The organism is Spirillospora sp. NPDC049652 (genome assembly GCF_040675125.1).
GTDB lineage: Bacteria > Actinomycetota > Actinomycetes > Streptosporangiales > Streptosporangiaceae > Spirillospora.
This window is the reverse complement of the sequence record NZ_JBFAOF010000079.1, coordinates 1-14984: the sequence shown is the minus strand read 5'-3', so window position 1 is coordinate 14984 and position 14984 is coordinate 1. Positions and strand designations below refer to the sequence as shown.

At 72.9% G+C, this 14984-nt stretch carries 17 protein-coding genes; 3 read left to right on the top strand and 14 right to left on the bottom strand.

Annotation, left to right across the window (positions count from 1 at the left end; genetic code table 11):
* On the top strand, positions 1-400 hold a 400-nt coding region (locus AB0J52_RS08480), incomplete at its 5' end, for an HAD family hydrolase (protein ID WP_500180918.1).
* Positions 401-457: 57 nt separating this feature from the next.
* Here the strand turns inward: AB0J52_RS08480 and AB0J52_RS08475 are convergent.
* From AB0J52_RS08475 to AB0J52_RS08445, 7 genes are all read right to left on the bottom strand, one after another.
* Positions 458-1813 carry a leucine-rich repeat domain-containing protein gene (locus AB0J52_RS08475; RefSeq protein WP_500180917.1) on the bottom strand — a complete coding sequence of 452 codons (1356 nt, stop codon included), beginning with the start codon at positions 1811-1813 and terminating at the stop codon, positions 458-460.
* A gap of 52 nt (positions 1814-1865) precedes the next feature.
* Positions 1866-2903 (bottom strand): lysophospholipid acyltransferase family protein, encoded by a 1038-nt coding sequence (locus AB0J52_RS08470; protein ID WP_500180916.1) that lies wholly within the window; start codon positions 2901-2903, stop codon positions 1866-1868.
* A 26-nt stretch (positions 2904-2929) separates the two neighbouring features.
* A complete protein-coding gene (locus tag AB0J52_RS08465) occupies positions 2930-3934 on the bottom strand; it encodes an NAD-dependent epimerase/dehydratase family protein (protein WP_500180915.1) in 1005 nt (334 codons plus the stop codon).
* Positions 3935-3981: 47 nt separating this feature from the next.
* Entirely contained in the window at positions 3982-4080 is a 99-nt protein-coding gene (locus AB0J52_RS08460) for a 30S ribosomal protein bS22 (protein WP_018654693.1), read from the bottom strand.
* A gap of 288 nt (positions 4081-4368) precedes the next feature.
* Positions 4369-4572 (bottom strand): helix-turn-helix domain-containing protein, encoded by a 204-nt coding sequence (locus AB0J52_RS08455; protein WP_026414196.1) that lies wholly within the window; start codon positions 4570-4572, stop codon positions 4369-4371.
* A 337-nt stretch (positions 4573-4909) separates the two neighbouring features.
* Positions 4910-5839, bottom strand: coding sequence for a phosphatase (locus tag AB0J52_RS08450; RefSeq protein ID WP_500180914.1), 930 nt, complete (start codon positions 5837-5839; stop codon positions 4910-4912).
* A gap of 19 nt (positions 5840-5858) precedes the next feature.
* Positions 5859-7067 carry an acetoin utilization protein AcuC gene (locus AB0J52_RS08445; protein ID WP_500180913.1) on the bottom strand — a complete coding sequence of 403 codons (1209 nt, stop codon included), beginning with the start codon at positions 7065-7067 and terminating at the stop codon, positions 5859-5861.
* A 251-nt stretch (positions 7068-7318) separates the two neighbouring features.
* Here AB0J52_RS08445 and AB0J52_RS08440 point away from each other — a divergent pair, with 251 nt between their 5' ends.
* The gene (locus AB0J52_RS08440) at positions 7319-8347 is read left to right on the top strand and encodes an alpha/beta hydrolase (protein ID WP_500180912.1); all 1029 of its coding nucleotides are present in this window, start codon (positions 7319-7321) and stop codon (positions 8345-8347) included.
* 26 nt (positions 8348-8373) lie between these two features.
* Here AB0J52_RS08440 and AB0J52_RS08435 read toward each other — a convergent pair whose 3' ends face one another.
* The 7 genes from AB0J52_RS08435 to AB0J52_RS08405 all read right to left on the bottom strand — a co-directional run bounded on the left by AB0J52_RS08435 (position 8374) and on the right by AB0J52_RS08405 (position 13869).
* Positions 8374-8778 carry a hypothetical protein gene (locus AB0J52_RS08435; RefSeq protein WP_500180911.1) on the bottom strand — a complete coding sequence of 135 codons (405 nt, stop codon included), beginning with the start codon at positions 8776-8778 and terminating at the stop codon, positions 8374-8376.
* Between the two features lie 118 nt (positions 8779-8896).
* Positions 8897-9691 (bottom strand): pyrroline-5-carboxylate reductase, encoded by a 795-nt coding sequence (proC, locus tag AB0J52_RS08430; protein WP_500180910.1) that lies wholly within the window; start codon positions 9689-9691, stop codon positions 8897-8899.
* 58 nt (positions 9692-9749) lie between these two features.
* Positions 9750-10670: a proline dehydrogenase family protein gene (locus AB0J52_RS08425; RefSeq protein WP_500180909.1), complete on the bottom strand. Its 921-nt coding sequence runs from the start codon at positions 10668-10670 to the stop codon at positions 9750-9752.
* Positions 10671-10806: 136 nt separating this feature from the next.
* On the bottom strand, positions 10807-11553 hold the full coding sequence (locus AB0J52_RS08420; RefSeq protein ID WP_500180908.1) for an ABC transporter permease: 747 nt from the start codon (positions 11551-11553) through the stop codon (positions 10807-10809).
* Positions 11550-12281 (bottom strand): ABC transporter ATP-binding protein, encoded by a 732-nt coding sequence (locus AB0J52_RS08415; protein ID WP_500180907.1) that lies wholly within the window; start codon positions 12279-12281, stop codon positions 11550-11552. Before AB0J52_RS08415 ends, AB0J52_RS08420 begins: the two co-directional genes overlap by 4 nt.
* Before the next feature lie 89 nt (positions 12282-12370).
* A complete protein-coding gene (locus AB0J52_RS08410; protein WP_500180906.1) occupies positions 12371-12988 on the bottom strand; it encodes a TetR/AcrR family transcriptional regulator in 618 nt (205 codons plus the stop codon).
* Entirely contained in the window at positions 12985-13869 is an 885-nt protein-coding gene (locus AB0J52_RS08405; RefSeq protein WP_500180905.1) for a sugar phosphate isomerase/epimerase family protein, read from the bottom strand. The genes AB0J52_RS08410 and AB0J52_RS08405 overlap by 4 nt, the downstream gene beginning before the upstream one ends.
* Positions 13870-14030: 161 nt before the next feature.
* On the opposite strand from AB0J52_RS08405, the gene AB0J52_RS08400 reads away from it, so the two are divergent.
* Positions 14031-14735 carry a class I SAM-dependent methyltransferase gene (locus AB0J52_RS08400; protein WP_500180904.1) on the top strand — a complete coding sequence of 235 codons (705 nt, stop codon included), beginning with the start codon at positions 14031-14033 and terminating at the stop codon, positions 14733-14735.
* Positions 14736-14984 lie beyond the last annotated feature (249 nt).

Below are 14984 nucleotides of genomic sequence, written 5' to 3'. Positions count from 1 at the left end.
CGCGCACCGCCTCGGCCTGACCGGCGCCCTCGGCACCGTCGCCGAGACCGAGGGGGGCCTCTACACCGGCCGCCTGGTGGGCAACCTCCTGCACGGCAGCGCCAAGGCCGAGGCGATCCGCGCGCTGGCCCAGCGCGAGGGCCTGGACCTCTCGCGCTGCTCGGCCTACAGCGACTCGGTCAACGACCTGCCCATGCTGAGCGCCGTCGGCCACCCGCACGCCGTCAACCCGGACCCCGCCCTCCGCGACCACGCCAAGGAGCGCGGCTGGCCCGTCCACGACTTCCGCACCGGCCGCAAGGTCACCATGGTCGCCCTCCCCGCCGCCGCCGGCGTGGGCGCCCTCGCGGGCGGCGTAGCCGCCGGGATCGCCCTGCGCAACCACTACAAGTCGTCCTGACGCCCCGGCTTCCGGACGCCGCCGGACGCCGCCGCACGCCGCCGGGATGTCGTCCCCTCAGGGCTTGAGGAGGCCGCGGGCCGCGAGCTCGGCCAGGACCGAGGACCGGAGCGCGGGGCACCAGCTGACCTCCACCTCCTCGAGCGCCGGAAGGGTGGGCAGCGTCCCCAGGTCTTCGAGCGACAGGCAGTAGTCGAGGAGGACGCTGCGCAACGACGGCAGGTCCGCGAGATCGCCCAGGCTTCGCAGCCCCTCCGTGAAGCCGATCTCGAGGCGTTCCAGACCGCGCAGTCCCGAGAACGCGCTGAGGTCGTCCAGCTGGGAGAGTCCCCGGACGCTCAGCTCCCGCAGCTCCGGCATGGCGAACAGCGGGGAGAAGTCCTGGACGGTCCGCGCGTACGCCAGCTCGACCCTGCGGATCGACGGATGGCCTTCGAGCCCGTCGAGCGACGGGAGCCGCTGGTAGCCGTCGATCTTGATCTCGGTGAGGGCGGGCAGCCGCGAGAGCGGACGCAGATCGGGCAGGGCGCCCTTCGGCAGCGCCAGCGTCACGAGGTCGGGATGGTGCCCGAGGCCGTCCAGGCTGGTCAGGCCGTCGGACGCGGTCAGCAGGAGGCGCCGCAGCCCGGGCAGCGCGGCGATGCCGTCCAGGCTCTTCAGGCGCGGGCAGTGCAGTCCCAGCTCGGTGAGGGAGTCGAGGTCGCGCAGGTCCGCGACCGAGTCGACGCTCTTGGAGAACACGTACAGCGTGACCAGGTTGCGCAGCCCGGACAGCGGGGCGACGTCCTCGACGCGATGGCACCAGGTCAGGTCGAGGTGCCTGAGCTCGGGGAAGGCCGCACCGAACCCGGCGACGCTCCGCGCCCCGGTGCTCCTCAGGTTGAGCTCGTGCAGGCGGCGCAGCCCGAGCAGCGGGGAGACGTCCGAGACGGCTTTGCAGTCCTGGAGGTTCAGTTTCCTCAGGCTCGTCAGGCCCGCGAGCGGGGCCAGGTCGGTGACGGCCTTGGCCCCTTCCAGGTCGAGCTCCTCAAGGCCGGTCAGCGTCGCCAGCTCGGAGAGGTCCGTCAGCTTCTTGCACTCCTCCAGCTTCAGCGACCGCAGGCTCGTCAGATGCCGGACGCCCGCCAGGGAGGTGCGCTTGCGCAGCACCAGCCCGCCGCGCCCCTCCCGGACGAAGGCAGGCGCCAGGAGGAACTCGGCGAACCCGTCCGGATCGGGCGCCTTCTGCCAGAGCTTGAGCAGCTTCTCGGTCGGGACGTCCGCCGCGGCGGCGAACTCGTCCGCCAGCTCCAGCGCGTCGTCACCGCCGTACTGGACGAGCTCCCTGATCGCCTTCCAGGCCACCGCGGCCGACGCGGTCGGGACCTTGGCACGCAGCACGGTCAGATCAGGAGCAAGGGGAACGGAGGTCATGCACCAGCACCCTAGTGATCGAACACGACAGTGGACCCGGCCGCCGCCCCCGTCAGAGGAAGGGGTGGCCTCGGCGGAGCAGGGTCTCGTAGAGCATCTGCTGGACGACCTCGCGGACGTGGTCGGTCAGGTTGAAGACGGTCATCGGGTCGTCGGCGGCTTCGGGCCCGTAGTCGGCGAGCCGCATGGGCTCGCCGAACCGGATCAGCCACTTGGACGGCAGCGGGACCAGTCCGGCCGCGCCGAGCAGCGGGAACGTCGGGGTGACCGGGAAGTACGGGAGACCGAGCAGCCGCGCCAGCGGCTTCAGATCGGCGATCTTCGGATAGATCTCCTCCGCGCCGACGATGGCGCAGGGAATGATCGGGACGTCGGCGCGCAGCGCGGTCTCGACGAAGCCGCCGCGCCCGAAGCGCTGCAGCTTGTAGCGGTCGCCGTAGGGCTTGCCGATGCCCTTGAAGCCCTCGGGGAAGACGCCGACCAGCTCGTCCTTGGCGAGCAGCCGGGCGGCGTCGGCGGGGCAGGCGAGGGTGTGCCCGGCCTTGCGGGCCAGGTGGGCGAGCACCGGGACCTGGTAGATCAGGTCGGCGCCCAGCAGGCGGAGCGGGCGGTCCAGGTGGTCGTGGGTGGCGACCGACAGCATGATCCCGTCCAGCGGGACGGTGCCGGAGTGGTTGGCGACCAGCAGCGCGCCGCCCTTGGCGGGGACGTTCTCCAGCCCGAGCAGCTCGACGCGGAACCAGCGCTCGTACAGGGCGCGGGCGACCGGGAGCAGGACCGAGGAGTTCAGCTCGGGGTCGAACCCGAACTCGTCGACCTCGTACTCGCCGGTCATGCGGCGGCGCAGGAACGCCAGCCCGGACGCGAGGGCGCGCTCCACCGGGTTGCGGTCGGAGGACGGCGGAGCGGACGCGCCGGACTCGCCGGACGCGGACTCGGGAACGGGCCCCGAGGCCGCCTCGGAGCCGCGGGCGGGACCGTGCCCGGAAGCGGGCCCGGAGGCCGCTTCCGGGGCGGCGGCGCCGGGGCGGATCGGGATGACCCGCGCGCCGTCCGCCTCGTCGAAGGGTTGCTGGTGATGGGCGTTCATGCCGGTCACTCCTCCCTCGCGAGCGGTCAGTCGCGTCCGATCGCGGCCGCCAGCCGGTCGAGCAGGACGCCGCGTCCGCCGAGCCCGGAGGCGAAGTCGGCGAACGCCTCCTCCGAACCGTACTTGGGGGACCAGGACAGCTCCGCGGCGAGCCGGGAGGTGTCCAGCACCCGGCCGTGCATCAGCCAGCGCAGCAGTTCGGGCGAGAACGCGGGCGAGCCCGCGAACCGGCGGCCGAGCCCGCCGAAGGCGGAGATCGACTGGGCCGGGACCGGGACGTGCGGGCGTCCGGCGCGGCGGAGCGCCTGCGACAGCAGCAGCACCCCGTCGCCCGCGACGTTGAAGCAGCCGGGGTGGTCCTCCACGGTCATCCGGCGCAGCACCTCGACGCCGTCGTCGGTGTGCACGAACTGGAGCCGGGGGTCGAAGCCCAGCACCGTCGGGACGACCGGCATGGAGAGGTACCGGGTGACGGGCGAGTCGACGCCCGGGCCGAGGAAGTTGGCGAAGCGCAGCACCGACACCGTCAGGTCGGAGCGCCGCCGCGTCAGCCCCCGCACGTACCGCTCGACCTCGGCGGTGTCCTTGGCGTACCCGTGCGCGGGCGCCTCGACCGCCTCGTCCTCCTCGGTGAAGACCGCCGGGTCCCGCGGCGAGGACCCGTACACGGCCGCCGAGGAGCGCACGACGAGCTTGCGCGCGTCGGGCGAGCGCTGGCAGGCCGCGAGCAGCTGCATCGTCCCGATGACGTTCAGCTCTTTCGCCTTGGCCCGCGGTCCGGCCTGGCCGGTGACCAGGCTGAGATGGACGACGGTGTCCACCCCGGCGGACGAGATGACCTTGGCGATTCCGGGCGTGCGGATGTCGACCCGCACGAACTCGGTACGGCCCAGCGGCGCCGTCGGCGGAACCGTGTCCACACCGATGACGCGCTCGATGCCCGGGTCGGCTTGGAGGGTGTTCGCGACCCGCGCCCCCAGGAAACGGGAGACGCCCGTGACGAGGACGACACGGGCCGCGGTGGAGGGCATGGAGGACACTGTGCGCCCCACCCCTTACGGCTGTGTTGCCGGCGTCTTTACTTCTTGTTACGACGCTGGATGCGCGTCTTCTTCAGCAGCTTGCGGTGCTTCTTCTTGGCCATCCGCTTGCGGCGCTTCTTGATGACAGAGCCCACAAAGACCTCGCTCGGCTTCTCGGGTGCGGTACAGGAGACGGGCCATGTCGCCCGGGGGGCCCGCGATGGGCGAGCCAACCTAGCGCGCATGGTCCGTTGCCCAAGGGTACCGCTGAGCCGAAGCGGGTCCGTCCAGGGACTGCCCGCTCCCCGCCCGCTCACACATCCGCAGGTCGGCGGGGCGTGCGGCGCCTCGCCAGGCGGCGGAGGCACGGCGGAAGGCAGGACGGCCGGGAACCGCGGGGGCTCCGGCCGTCCTTGTCGTCGTCTTCCCCGATCGGTGCCCCGCTATCCGGCTTCGATGAACGCGTCGCGCAGATAGTCGTGTACAGCCTGTTCGGGAACGCGGAACGAACGTCCCACGCGGATCGCGGGGAGTTCGCCCGAGTGGACGAGGCGGTAGACGGTCATCTTGGACACCCGCATCACCGCCGCCACTTCGGCGACGGTCAGGAACCTGACCTCACTCAGAGGTCGCTCGCCTGAGCTCATCGGACGCCCTCTTCCACACGTGCCGCGCACCGGCCCTTTGGGTGACTTTGATCACGCACGTGTACTTCCCCCAGCGTAAATCGTGTACCGACAGTCGCAAGAGGGGAGTTCCACCCATTTGCACCACCCGACCTGACGCCGAGGCCACAGTGCTGTTCCGGACGGAGCGCCATCGGGACGGCACCGAGCGTGCAGCGATCACCGCCTGAATCCCCGGAACACGCATTGACCTGCGACTCCGTCGAACGACGCGGTCCCGCGCGTCGCACCCGCCCCAGATCGGACCCGGAGTCACAGAGAGTGACTCACGGTCATCGCCGAACCGGTGGTGCGGACCTCAGGAAAGCCCCGCGCAGGCCAGGAGATAGGCGGTCATCGGGGCATATTGGTGCGGCGATATGCCGTCGTCGAGAGGCACCACGACCTGGATCTTTCCCTCGGCGGCGCCCGCGAACAGCGCGGGGTCGTTACAGTCCGCGAATCCGACGGTGTCGACGCCCGCCTCGCCCGCCGCCCCGGCCCAGCCGTGGTCCGCGATGGCCAGATCCGGCCAATCAGCAGGTTTAGCCTCCGCAAACCCGTCCGAAGCGATAGTGGACGCTCCCGCCGCGGTGTCGATTGAACCGCCGGGGAGTTCGGCGGCTTCGCCCCGGATCTCGGCTGAACCGTCCCTAGGCCCGGCTGAACCGCTCCGGAGTTCGGCGAGCATCGCCTCCATCGGGGCGGCGTCGTGGGTGTGCTGCACGCGGCCGGCGTCGTCCACCAGCATCGCGACGCCCTCCGGAGTGTGGACGACCCGGCGGATCTCGCGCTCGCCGTACCGCTCGATCTCGTACGTCCAGCCGTTCGCCGGGGTGAGGACGCGGCAGCCGCGCTCGGTCAGGGCCGCCGAGACCGCCTGGTAGACCGGCGTGAGCGTGGCCGGGTGCCCGGTCGCGAGCAGGACGGTCTCACGGCGGCGCGCGGCGAGGCCGATCCGGCCCGCCATCGCCTCCAGCGCGTCCAGGGTCAGGTCGGGGTCGATCGTGTCGTCCCCGTAGACGTGCCGCGGGTCCGGGTCGACGCCGCAGCGCTCGACCATCGCGGCCAGGACGTCCCGCTCGCTCCAGCGCCGGGAGAGCCGCAGCCCGAACAGGTAGTAGGGGTTGCGCGCGGCCATCCGACGGTAGTGCAGCAGGTTGTTCTGGCGGGGCGTGGCGACGTCCCCGGCGATCATCGTCTGGACGAGGTGGGCGCGCAGCTCGGCGCGGGTGGGGGCGTCGGCCATCAGTGCTCCAGCTCCGCCATCAGAGGTCCAGCATCGGGTCGAGGCCGTGTTCGGGGAAGACCGCGCGGCGGGTGGCCATGACCGCCTGGTCCACCGGGTTGGCCGGGTCCATGCCGTCCGACCAGGGGTGGAACTCGACGGTCTCGTGGCCGTCGGTCATCCGGCGCGGCGCGATCTCGTCGGTCCGGAGCCGGACGAACTCGCGCCAGGCGTCGGGGGTCGCGGCGTCCGGCGGGACGGGGCGTCCGGCGGCCTCGCCGATCAGGTGCGTCCAGGCGCGCGGCACGACCTGGACCAGCTCGTAGCCGCCTCCCCCGGTGGCGAGCCAGCGGCCGCCCGCCACCTCGTGCGCGAGCCGGTGCAGCGCGGCGTGGGCTGCGCGCTGGCCGTCCACGGTCAGGATCAGGTGGGCGAGCGGGTCGAGGGCGTGCGTGTCCGCGCCGTGCTGGGTGACCAGGACCTGCGGCTGGAACGCGCGCAGCAGCGACGGGACGGTCGCGTGGAACGCCCGCAACCAGAGCGCGTCGCCGGTGCCGGGCGGCAGGGCCACGTTCACGGCCGTCCCCGCCGCGCCCGGCCCGCCGGACTCGTTCGGGAACCCGGTCCCGGGGAACAGCGTCCGGGGCGTCTCGTGGAGGCTGATCGTCAGGACGCGCGGATCGTCGTAGAACGCCGCCTGCACGCCGTCGCCGTGGTGGACGTCCACGTCCACGTAGGCGACGCGCTCAGCGCCGTTCTCCAGCAACCACGCGATCGCGATCGCCGGGTCGTTGTAGACGCAGAACCCGCTGGCCGCCCCGGCGAGCGCGTGGTGCAGGCCGCCGGAGACGTTCACCGCGTGCCCGGTCTCGCCGTGCCACACCGCCCGCGCTCCGGCCACCGACGCGCCCGCGACCAGGGCGGACGCCTCGTGCATGCCCAGGAAGACCGGGTTGTCGTCGGTGCCGAGGCCGTGCCGGGGCTCCGCCAGGCCGGTCTCGCCCGCGTGCCGGACCGCCGCTACGTACGCCTCCTCGTGGACGAGCCGGAGCAGCTTGTCGTCCGCCGGCTCGAACCCCGCGACGCGCACGCCCGGGCCGTCCAGCAGGCCGAGTTCGCGGGCCAGCGCGATCGTCAGCTCGACCCGGACAGGGTTCATGGGGTGCCCGGGGCCGAAGTCGTAGGAGGTGAGCCGTTCGTCCCAGAAGACCGTGAGGTCGCACGTGCCGGAGGCCGCGGGGCTGGTCATGGGTCACACGGTAGCGCCACGCCGCCCCGCCGGAACCACCCGGGACGGCCGCCGGGGATCGACCCTCCGCATCCGGACGGCTCCGGAGACATGACCTCACCTGAGGAAACGTCCCTTGGCCGCGACAAAGTTGTGACGTGAACTACCTGGCTTTTCGGGCATGGGGATAACACACCCGAAACATGACAGGCGGGGTGCTCATGGAGCCGACGTCACCCTCCACCGGTCCGGCCGAGGTGACCCCTCTGCCCGTGGCCGCCGATCCCGCGCGCTGGACCCACGACCATCGCCCCAGCATCCGCAGCCGCGCCATCTCCCGCGCCCTCTACCTGGGGCTGCGGCCGTTCATCCACCACGTGCCCGGCCACGCGGTGGGCCTCCGCGCCGCCCGCTCGACCGTGGACGCGGCGGCCCTGTTCATGCGCGCCGGCCAGCGCGCCCGCGTGCTCCCCCTCGTCGACCCGCGCGTCGAGACCGGCGAGGACGCGCCGCCCGTCATCGGCGAGTGGGTCGTCAGCCGGGCCTCCGACAGCGCTGCCGCCGTGACCCGTCCCCCTGGCGCGATCCTGTACCTGCACGGCGGCGGGTACGTGGTGTGCTCGCCCCGGACGCACCGTCCGATCACCTCGCGCCTGGCGGTCGAGACCGGGCTGCCGGTGCTGGCGCCGCACTACCGGATGGCCCCCGAGCATCCGTTCCCCGCGCCGCTGGAGGACGCCGTCGCCGCGTACCGGTGGCTGCTCGACCGGGGCGTCCCCGCGTCCGGGATCGTCCTCGCCGGGGACTCGGCGGGCGGTCACCTGGCCGCGTCGCTGACCGGCGAGATCATGCGGACGGGGCTGCCGCTCCCCGCCGGGACCGTCCTGTTCTCCCCCTGGGTGGACCTGACCTGCGAGCTCTCCATCGAGGAGCAGCTGAGCGCGCGCGATCCCTACATCAGCGCCGCCGCGGCCCAGCGGATCGCGCGCTTGGTCGTGGGAGGCGGCGCGTTCGACGACCCGAGGCTCGCGCTCCTCACCTGCCCGTGGCAGGACGCCCCGCCGTTCCTGGTCCAGGTCGGCGGCGCGGAGGTGCTGCGGCCGGAGGCCGAGGCGTTCGCGGACGCCCTGAACGGCGCGGACGTGGACTGCGAACTCCAGGTGTGGACGGGCCAGATGCACGTCTTCCAGCTCCTCAACCGGGTGCTGCCGGAGGCGAGCGCCGCGATGAGCGAGGCGGCCCGCTTCGTCGCGCGGGTCACGGCGACCGGCCCCGCCGTTCCGGAGACCGCGGTGGCCTGACCCCGGGCGCGCCGCGCTCCGGCGTGTCAGCGGACGGGCTCGGGCACCCGGCGACCCGAGGACGGACGGCTCCCGCGCCGGACGGTCACCAGCCCGACAAGCGCGGCGAGCGCCGCGACGCCCTCGCCCACGAGCGACTGCGTCTTCTCCGGGTACCAGACCGGTTCGTGCATGTTCGGAAGCGGACCGACCGCGCCGACGTCCACGAAGTAGTAGAGGAGCAGAGCGCCGATGGCGCTCGCCGCGACGAGGAGCGCCAGCGCGTACGTCCAGCGGCGGGCCCGCGCCAGGACCAGCACCGCGACGACCGCGGCCACGACCGCCTGGGCATAGAAGACCGTGTCCGCGTGGATCACCCCGCCCGGAACGTACTTCATCTCCGGCGCGAACCGCCAGTGCACGACGGCGTCCACGATCAGTCCGGCGGCCACGAGTACGCGAAGCGCAAGTCCCATGCCCTTGACACGTGCGCGACGGCCGTCCGGCTCAATCCCGCGGGATTCGGCCTGCCCCATGTCACCCTCCCGCTCGTCCGGTCGCGGTGGTCGGTCAGCCGGCGGCGAGTTCGCGGCCCCGGTTGCGGGCCGCCTCGATCGCCTCCAGCACCGCCGCCCGGACGCCGTGCTTCTCCAGCTCGCGGATCGCGGCGATGGTCGTCCCGCCCGGCGAGGTGACGGCCTCGCGCAGCAGGACGGGGTGCTCGCCCGAGTCGCGCAGCATGACGGCCGCGCCCACGGCCGACTGGATCACCATCTCCAGCGCGGCGGCGCGCGGCATGCCGAGCAGGATGCCCGCGTCCACCATGGCCTCGACCAGGTAGTAGAAGTAGGCGGGGCCGCTGCCGGACAGCGCGGTCGCGCCGTCCTGCAGGGACTCGGGGATGCGCAGCACCTTGCCGACCGGGCTGAGCAGTTCCTCGGCGAGCTTGAGGTGCTCCTCCCCCGCGTGCGAGCCGGGCGAGATCACGCTCATCGCCTCGTCCACGTGGACGGGCGTGTTCGACATGACGCGGACGACCGGGACGCCGTCGCCGAGCCGGTCCTCCACGTAACCGGTGGTGATGCCGGCGGCCATGGAGATCACCAGGGTGCCCGCCGGGACGTGCGGCCCGACCTCGTCCAGCAGCGCGCCCATGTCCTGCGGCTTGACCGCGAGGACGAGCACGTCGGCGGTCTTGGCGGCCTCCCGGTTGGAGATCGTCTCGACGCCGTACCGCTCGCGCAGCAGGGCGGCGCGCTCCTCGCGGCGGGCGGTGGCCCTCAGCTCGGCCGGGCGGCGGCCCGCCCGCAGGACGCCGGACAGCAGCGCCTCGCCCATCTTGCCCGCACCGAGAATCGCGATCATTGTGCACACCTATGCCGTGGGACGCCGGGGAACGCCTCCCAGACTAGCGAGCGCGCCGTCAGCTCCTGGTGGCCATGGACCGGAAGAGGAACCCCAGGTTGGCGGGCTTCTCGGCGAGCCGGCGCATGAAGTAGGCGTACCACTCGCGGCCGAACGCCACGTACACCCGGACGAGCGCGCCCTCCCCGGCCAGCCGCCGCTGCTCCTGCGGCCGGATGCCGTAGAGCATCTGGTACTCGAACGCGGACGGGTCGCGGTCGTGCAGCGTGGCGAGCGCGCCCGCGATCTCGATCAGGCGCGGGTCGTGCGTGGCGAGCATCGGGTAGCCCTGGCCCGCCATCAGCACCCGCATGCACCGGACGAACGACTTGTCGATGTCGACCGGGTCGGTGAACGCGACGGACTCCGGCGCGCTGTAGGCGCCCTTGCACAGCCGGACGCGCGAGCCCTCGTGCGCCAGCTCCGCGCAGTACTCCTCCGAACGCCGCAGGTAGGACTGGATCGCGACGCCAGTCTCCGGGAACTCGCGGCGCAGCTCGGTGAGGACGCGCAGGGTCGACTCGACCGTGTCGTGCTCCTCCATGTCGAGCGTGACCGTGGTCTTCGCCTCGTGCGCGGCGGCGCAGACCCTGCGGGCGTTCTCCAGGGCGAACGGCTCGTCCAGGGCCTGCCCGACGGCGCTGAGCTTGAGCGACACCTCGGCCTTGCCGGCCAGGTCCGCCTCGGCCAGGCGGCCGAGCAGCTCGACGAGGTCCTCGACGTTCGCCTCGGCCTGGGCGGTGTCGAGGGTGTCCTCGCCCAGCGCGTCCAGGCTGACGAGCAGTCCCTCACCGGCGAGCCCGGCGGTGACGTCCACCGCGTCGTCGGTCGTCTCGCCCGCCACGAAGCGCCGGACGATGCGGCGCGTGCCGGGCGCGGTCTGCACGATCCGGCGGGCGGCGCGGTTGTGGGTGGCGGCCAGCAGAGCCTGACGGAACAAGGGCGTGTCCTTCCGGATGAACGGGACGGAGCCGGCCTCGTCCCGCGTCGTCCGAGGTCATACCCACGATCGCGGAATGATCACGGCTTCCCGTCCGGTCCGTCCGGCCGGGCCGTCAGGACGTCCGGCCGGGCCGTCAGGACGTCCGGCGGCGCAGGGTCGCCGCGCCCAGCGCGAGCGCGCCGAGGGTGAAGGCCGCGATCACCAGCACGTCCCTCAGGAGCGGGCCGGAGAAGGACGCCTCGCGCGACACCCGCTGCATGGCGTCCACGGCGTAGGACAGCGGCAGGACGTCGGAGATCACCCGCAGCCAGGTCGCCATGGCGTCGCGCGGGACCAGCAGGCCGCACAGCAGCACCTGCGGCAGGACGAACGCGGGCATGAACTGGACGGCCTGGAACTCGGTGCGGGCGAACGCGCTGGCGAACAGCCCGAGCGCCATGCCGAGCAGGGCGTCCAGCACCGCGACCAGCACCAGCGACCCGACCGAGCCCCGCAGGTCCAGCCCGAGCCAGGTCAGCGAGATCACCAGGACGACGCCGACCTGCACCAGCGACAGCAGGCCGAACGCGAGGGCGTAGCCGAGCAGGAAGTCGAGCTTGCCGGTGGGCGTGGTCATCAGCCGTTCGAGCGTGCCGCCGGTGCGTTCGCGCAGGGTGCCGACCGAGGCGACCACGAACATGATGATGAACGGGAACAGGCCGAGCAGCATCGGCCCGATCCGGTCGAAGACCGGCGGCGCGTCGAACACGTACCGCAGCAGGATCATCAGCAGGCTCGGCACGCCGATCAGCAGGCCGAGCGTGCGGCGGTCGTGCCGCAGCTGGGACAGGATGCGCCGGGTCGTGGCGACGGTGATCGCCGGACTCAGGACGGTGCTCATGCCGGGCTCTCCGCTCGCTCGTGGATCAGTCGCAGGAACGCCACCTCCAGGTCGGCCGTCCCGGTGCGCTCGGTGAGCTCGCGCGGCGAGCCGTCCGCGAGCAGCTCGCCCTCGCGCATGAGCAGCAGCCGGTCGGTGCGGACGGCCTCGTCCATGACGTGGCTGGACACGACGAGCGTGGTGCCGCGCTCGGTGAGCCGGCGGAACAGCGTCCACAGCTCCTCGCGCAGCAGCGGGTCGAGACCGACGGTCGGCTCGTCCAGCACCAGCAGTTCGGGGTCGCCGAGCAGGGCGGCGGCGAGGTTCGCGCGGTTCAGCTGGCCGCCGGACAGCGTGCCGACGACCTGGTCGCGGTGGGCGGCGAGGCCGACCTCCTCGATCACGCGGTCCGGGTGGGCGCGCGGGGCGCCGAGGACGGCGGCGAAGTAGCGCATGTTCTCGCGGACCGACAGGTCGGCGTAGACGGCGGGGGTCTGGGTCGAGTAGCCGACCCGGCGGCGCAGCCCCGGGGACCCGGCGGGCTCGCCGAGGACGGTGACCGTCCCGCTCCGCACGACCTGGACGCCCACCAGGCAGCGCATCAGGGTGGTCTTGCCGCAGCCGCTCGGCCCGATGAGGCCGAGGACCGATCCGCGCGGCGCCTCGAACGAGACGTCGCGGAGCACGCGTTTGCCGCCGCGGTCGACCCGGAGGCCCGCGACCTGGACGGCCGACACAGAACTCACCATGTGTTGAATTTACGTCCGCACCCCGCCCGGGTCAAGCACCCTGGAACAGATCGACCGAGGTCAGGCCCGGATCGGCGGGGACGGGACCGTCAGGCCCCGTCGAGGTAGCGCTGGAGGGTCGGCGCGATCAGCTCGACCAGCTCCTCCGGCGAGGCGGACGCCAGCGGCTGCACCTGGATGACGTGCCGCACGATCATCACGCCGACCAGCTGCCCGACCGCCGCCTGCAGCCGCAGCAGCGGAACGTCGCGGGCGGCCGCCACCCGCTCCAGCAGCGCGGAGGTGATGAACTCGCGCATCAGCGCGGCGGCCCGCTCGTTGGTCATCGCGGTGCGCAGCATGGCCACGATGGGGGCGCGCTTCTCCGGGTCGTCCCAGATGGCGATGAACTCGCGGGCGAACTGCTCGCCGACCCGGTCCGGCTCGACGGACATGACCTTCGGCAGCAGCTCGGCCGGGTTCACCGGAAAGCGCATCGCCGCGACGAACACGCCCTCCTTGTTGCCGAAGTAGTGGTGCACGAGCGCCGGATCGACGCCGGCCGCGCGGGCGATGCCGCGCAGGGACGCGCCGTCGAACCCCTTGTCGGCGAACATCTCGCGGGCGGCGGCGAGGATCTGCTCGCGGGTGCCGGTCCGTCCGGCGGGACGCCCCGGCGACCGCCTCCCCGCCCCGGCCGTGGTGGGGCCCGTGACGGGGTCGGTCACCGGCTCGTCCGGCGGGAGACCTCGCCGCTGGAGCTGACCTCCCAGGCGCCCTGGGCGGCGGCGAGGTGCAGGCGGGTGAAGGCGAGGGCCTCGGCCAGGTCCTCCATGCGCTCGGCGCGGTTGGACGCGCGGCGCGTGTTGACCTCCAGGACGATCTGCCCGCCGAAGCCGTCCTCGGCCAGCTTCTCCAGCACCGGGCCGCACGGCTGGCTGCCGCGCCCGGGCACCAGGTGCTCGTCCTTGTTGGTGACGCCGAGCCCGTCGGCGAGGTGGACGTGCCGGAGCCGGTCGCCGAGCCGCGTCGCCATGTCCAGGGCGTCCGACTTGGACACGGCCGTGTGCGACAGGTCCAGCGTGACGTGCGGATACGGCTGGTCGACCGGGTTCCAGTCGGGGGCGTAGAGGCCCGCCTCCGCGCCGCGCGCCTTGAGCGGGAACATGTTCTCGACCGCGAACCGGACGTCCGTCTCGTCCTGCATGCGGGTGATGCCGTCGATGAAGTCGCGCGCGTACTCGCGCTGCCAGCGGAACGGCGGGTGCACGACCACCACGTCGGCGCCAAGCTCCTCGGCGACCTCCTTGGAGCGGACGAGCTTGCCCCACGGCTCGCGCCCCCAGACCCGCTGGGTGAGCAGCAGGCAGGGCGCGTGGATGGACCTGATCGGCACCTGGTGGTAGTCCGACAGCCGGCGCAGGACGTTGAGGTCCTGCGAGGAGGCGTCGGTCGAGACCATGACCTCCACGCCGTCGTAGCCGAGCAGGGCGGCGATCTCGAAGGCGCTCGGCACCTTCTCCGGGTACACCGACGCGGTGGACAGCGTGATCGGCGCGTCCGGGACGCGGATCGCCGGAGCTGCGGTGCCGTTGTGCTGCGGGGTCAAGGCTCCCTCGCCGTCTCGGTTCGCACGGTTCCCGGCCGGCGGGGCGACGGACGCCGCCGGGTGCGTTCGCCGCAAGCCTATGCGCCCTCACCCCGACCTCAACCCCCCGGCGCCGGGGTGGGGCGCGTTTCCCGACCTCAGCGCTGACTACCCTCTGCACTGTGGTCGAGATCGCACCGGGCGCCGTGCCCAGTCCCAACATCTGGAACTCCCCCTCGGTCTACGAGGTGGAGAACCGCGCCGTCGATCCGGACGGGACGATCGAGACCGCGATGCGGAGGATCGCCCCGTGGGCGGGCCGCACCCTCCTCGATCTCGGCTGCGGCACCGGCTTCCACCTGCCCCGTTTCGCCGCCGAGGCGTCCCGGGTGGTCGGGGTGGAGCCGCACGCGGGCCTCGCCGCCACCGCCCGCCGCCGCGTCCGCGACCTGCCGAACGTCACGGTCCGCGTCGGGGCCGCCCAGGCGCTGCCGCTTCCGGACGCCTCGATCGACGTGGTGCACGTCCGGTGGGCGTACTTCTTCGGGCCGGGCTGCGAACCGGGCCTCGCCGAGCTGGACCGGGTCGTCCGGCGCGGCGGGACGGTCTTCATCGTGGACAACGACGCCACCCGCTCCACGTTCGGCGGCTGGTTCCGGCGCGGGCTGCCGTCCTACGACCCGGCGGCGGTCGAGCGGTTCTGGACGCGCCGGGGCTTCCAGCGCGAGCCGCTGATGATCCGCTGGGAGTTCGCGAGCCGCGCCGACCTGTCGGCCGTCCTGCGGATCGAGTTCCCGGAGTGCCTGGCGGCCGAGTTCGAGCGCGGTCATCCGGGGCTGACCGTGGACTACGCGGTCAACCTGTGGTGGCGCACAACTGACTGCTAGGTCACATCCCCTTCCGTCTACTGGACGGCGTGTACAACAATTGGTCCGCCCACCGCCCCGGCGATCCAGGGAGACCGATGCGCAGCGCCGTCAGCACCACCCTCACCGCGACCGCCGTCGGCGCGGGCTCCGTCCTGATGCTGGGCGGCGGGATCGCCGCGCAGCGCCGCGCCGTCCGCCGCCTCCGGGAGCGCCCCGACCCGCACGCCGGCGAGCCGTTCGGCTCGCTGCGCGGCCGCCCGGTCCCGG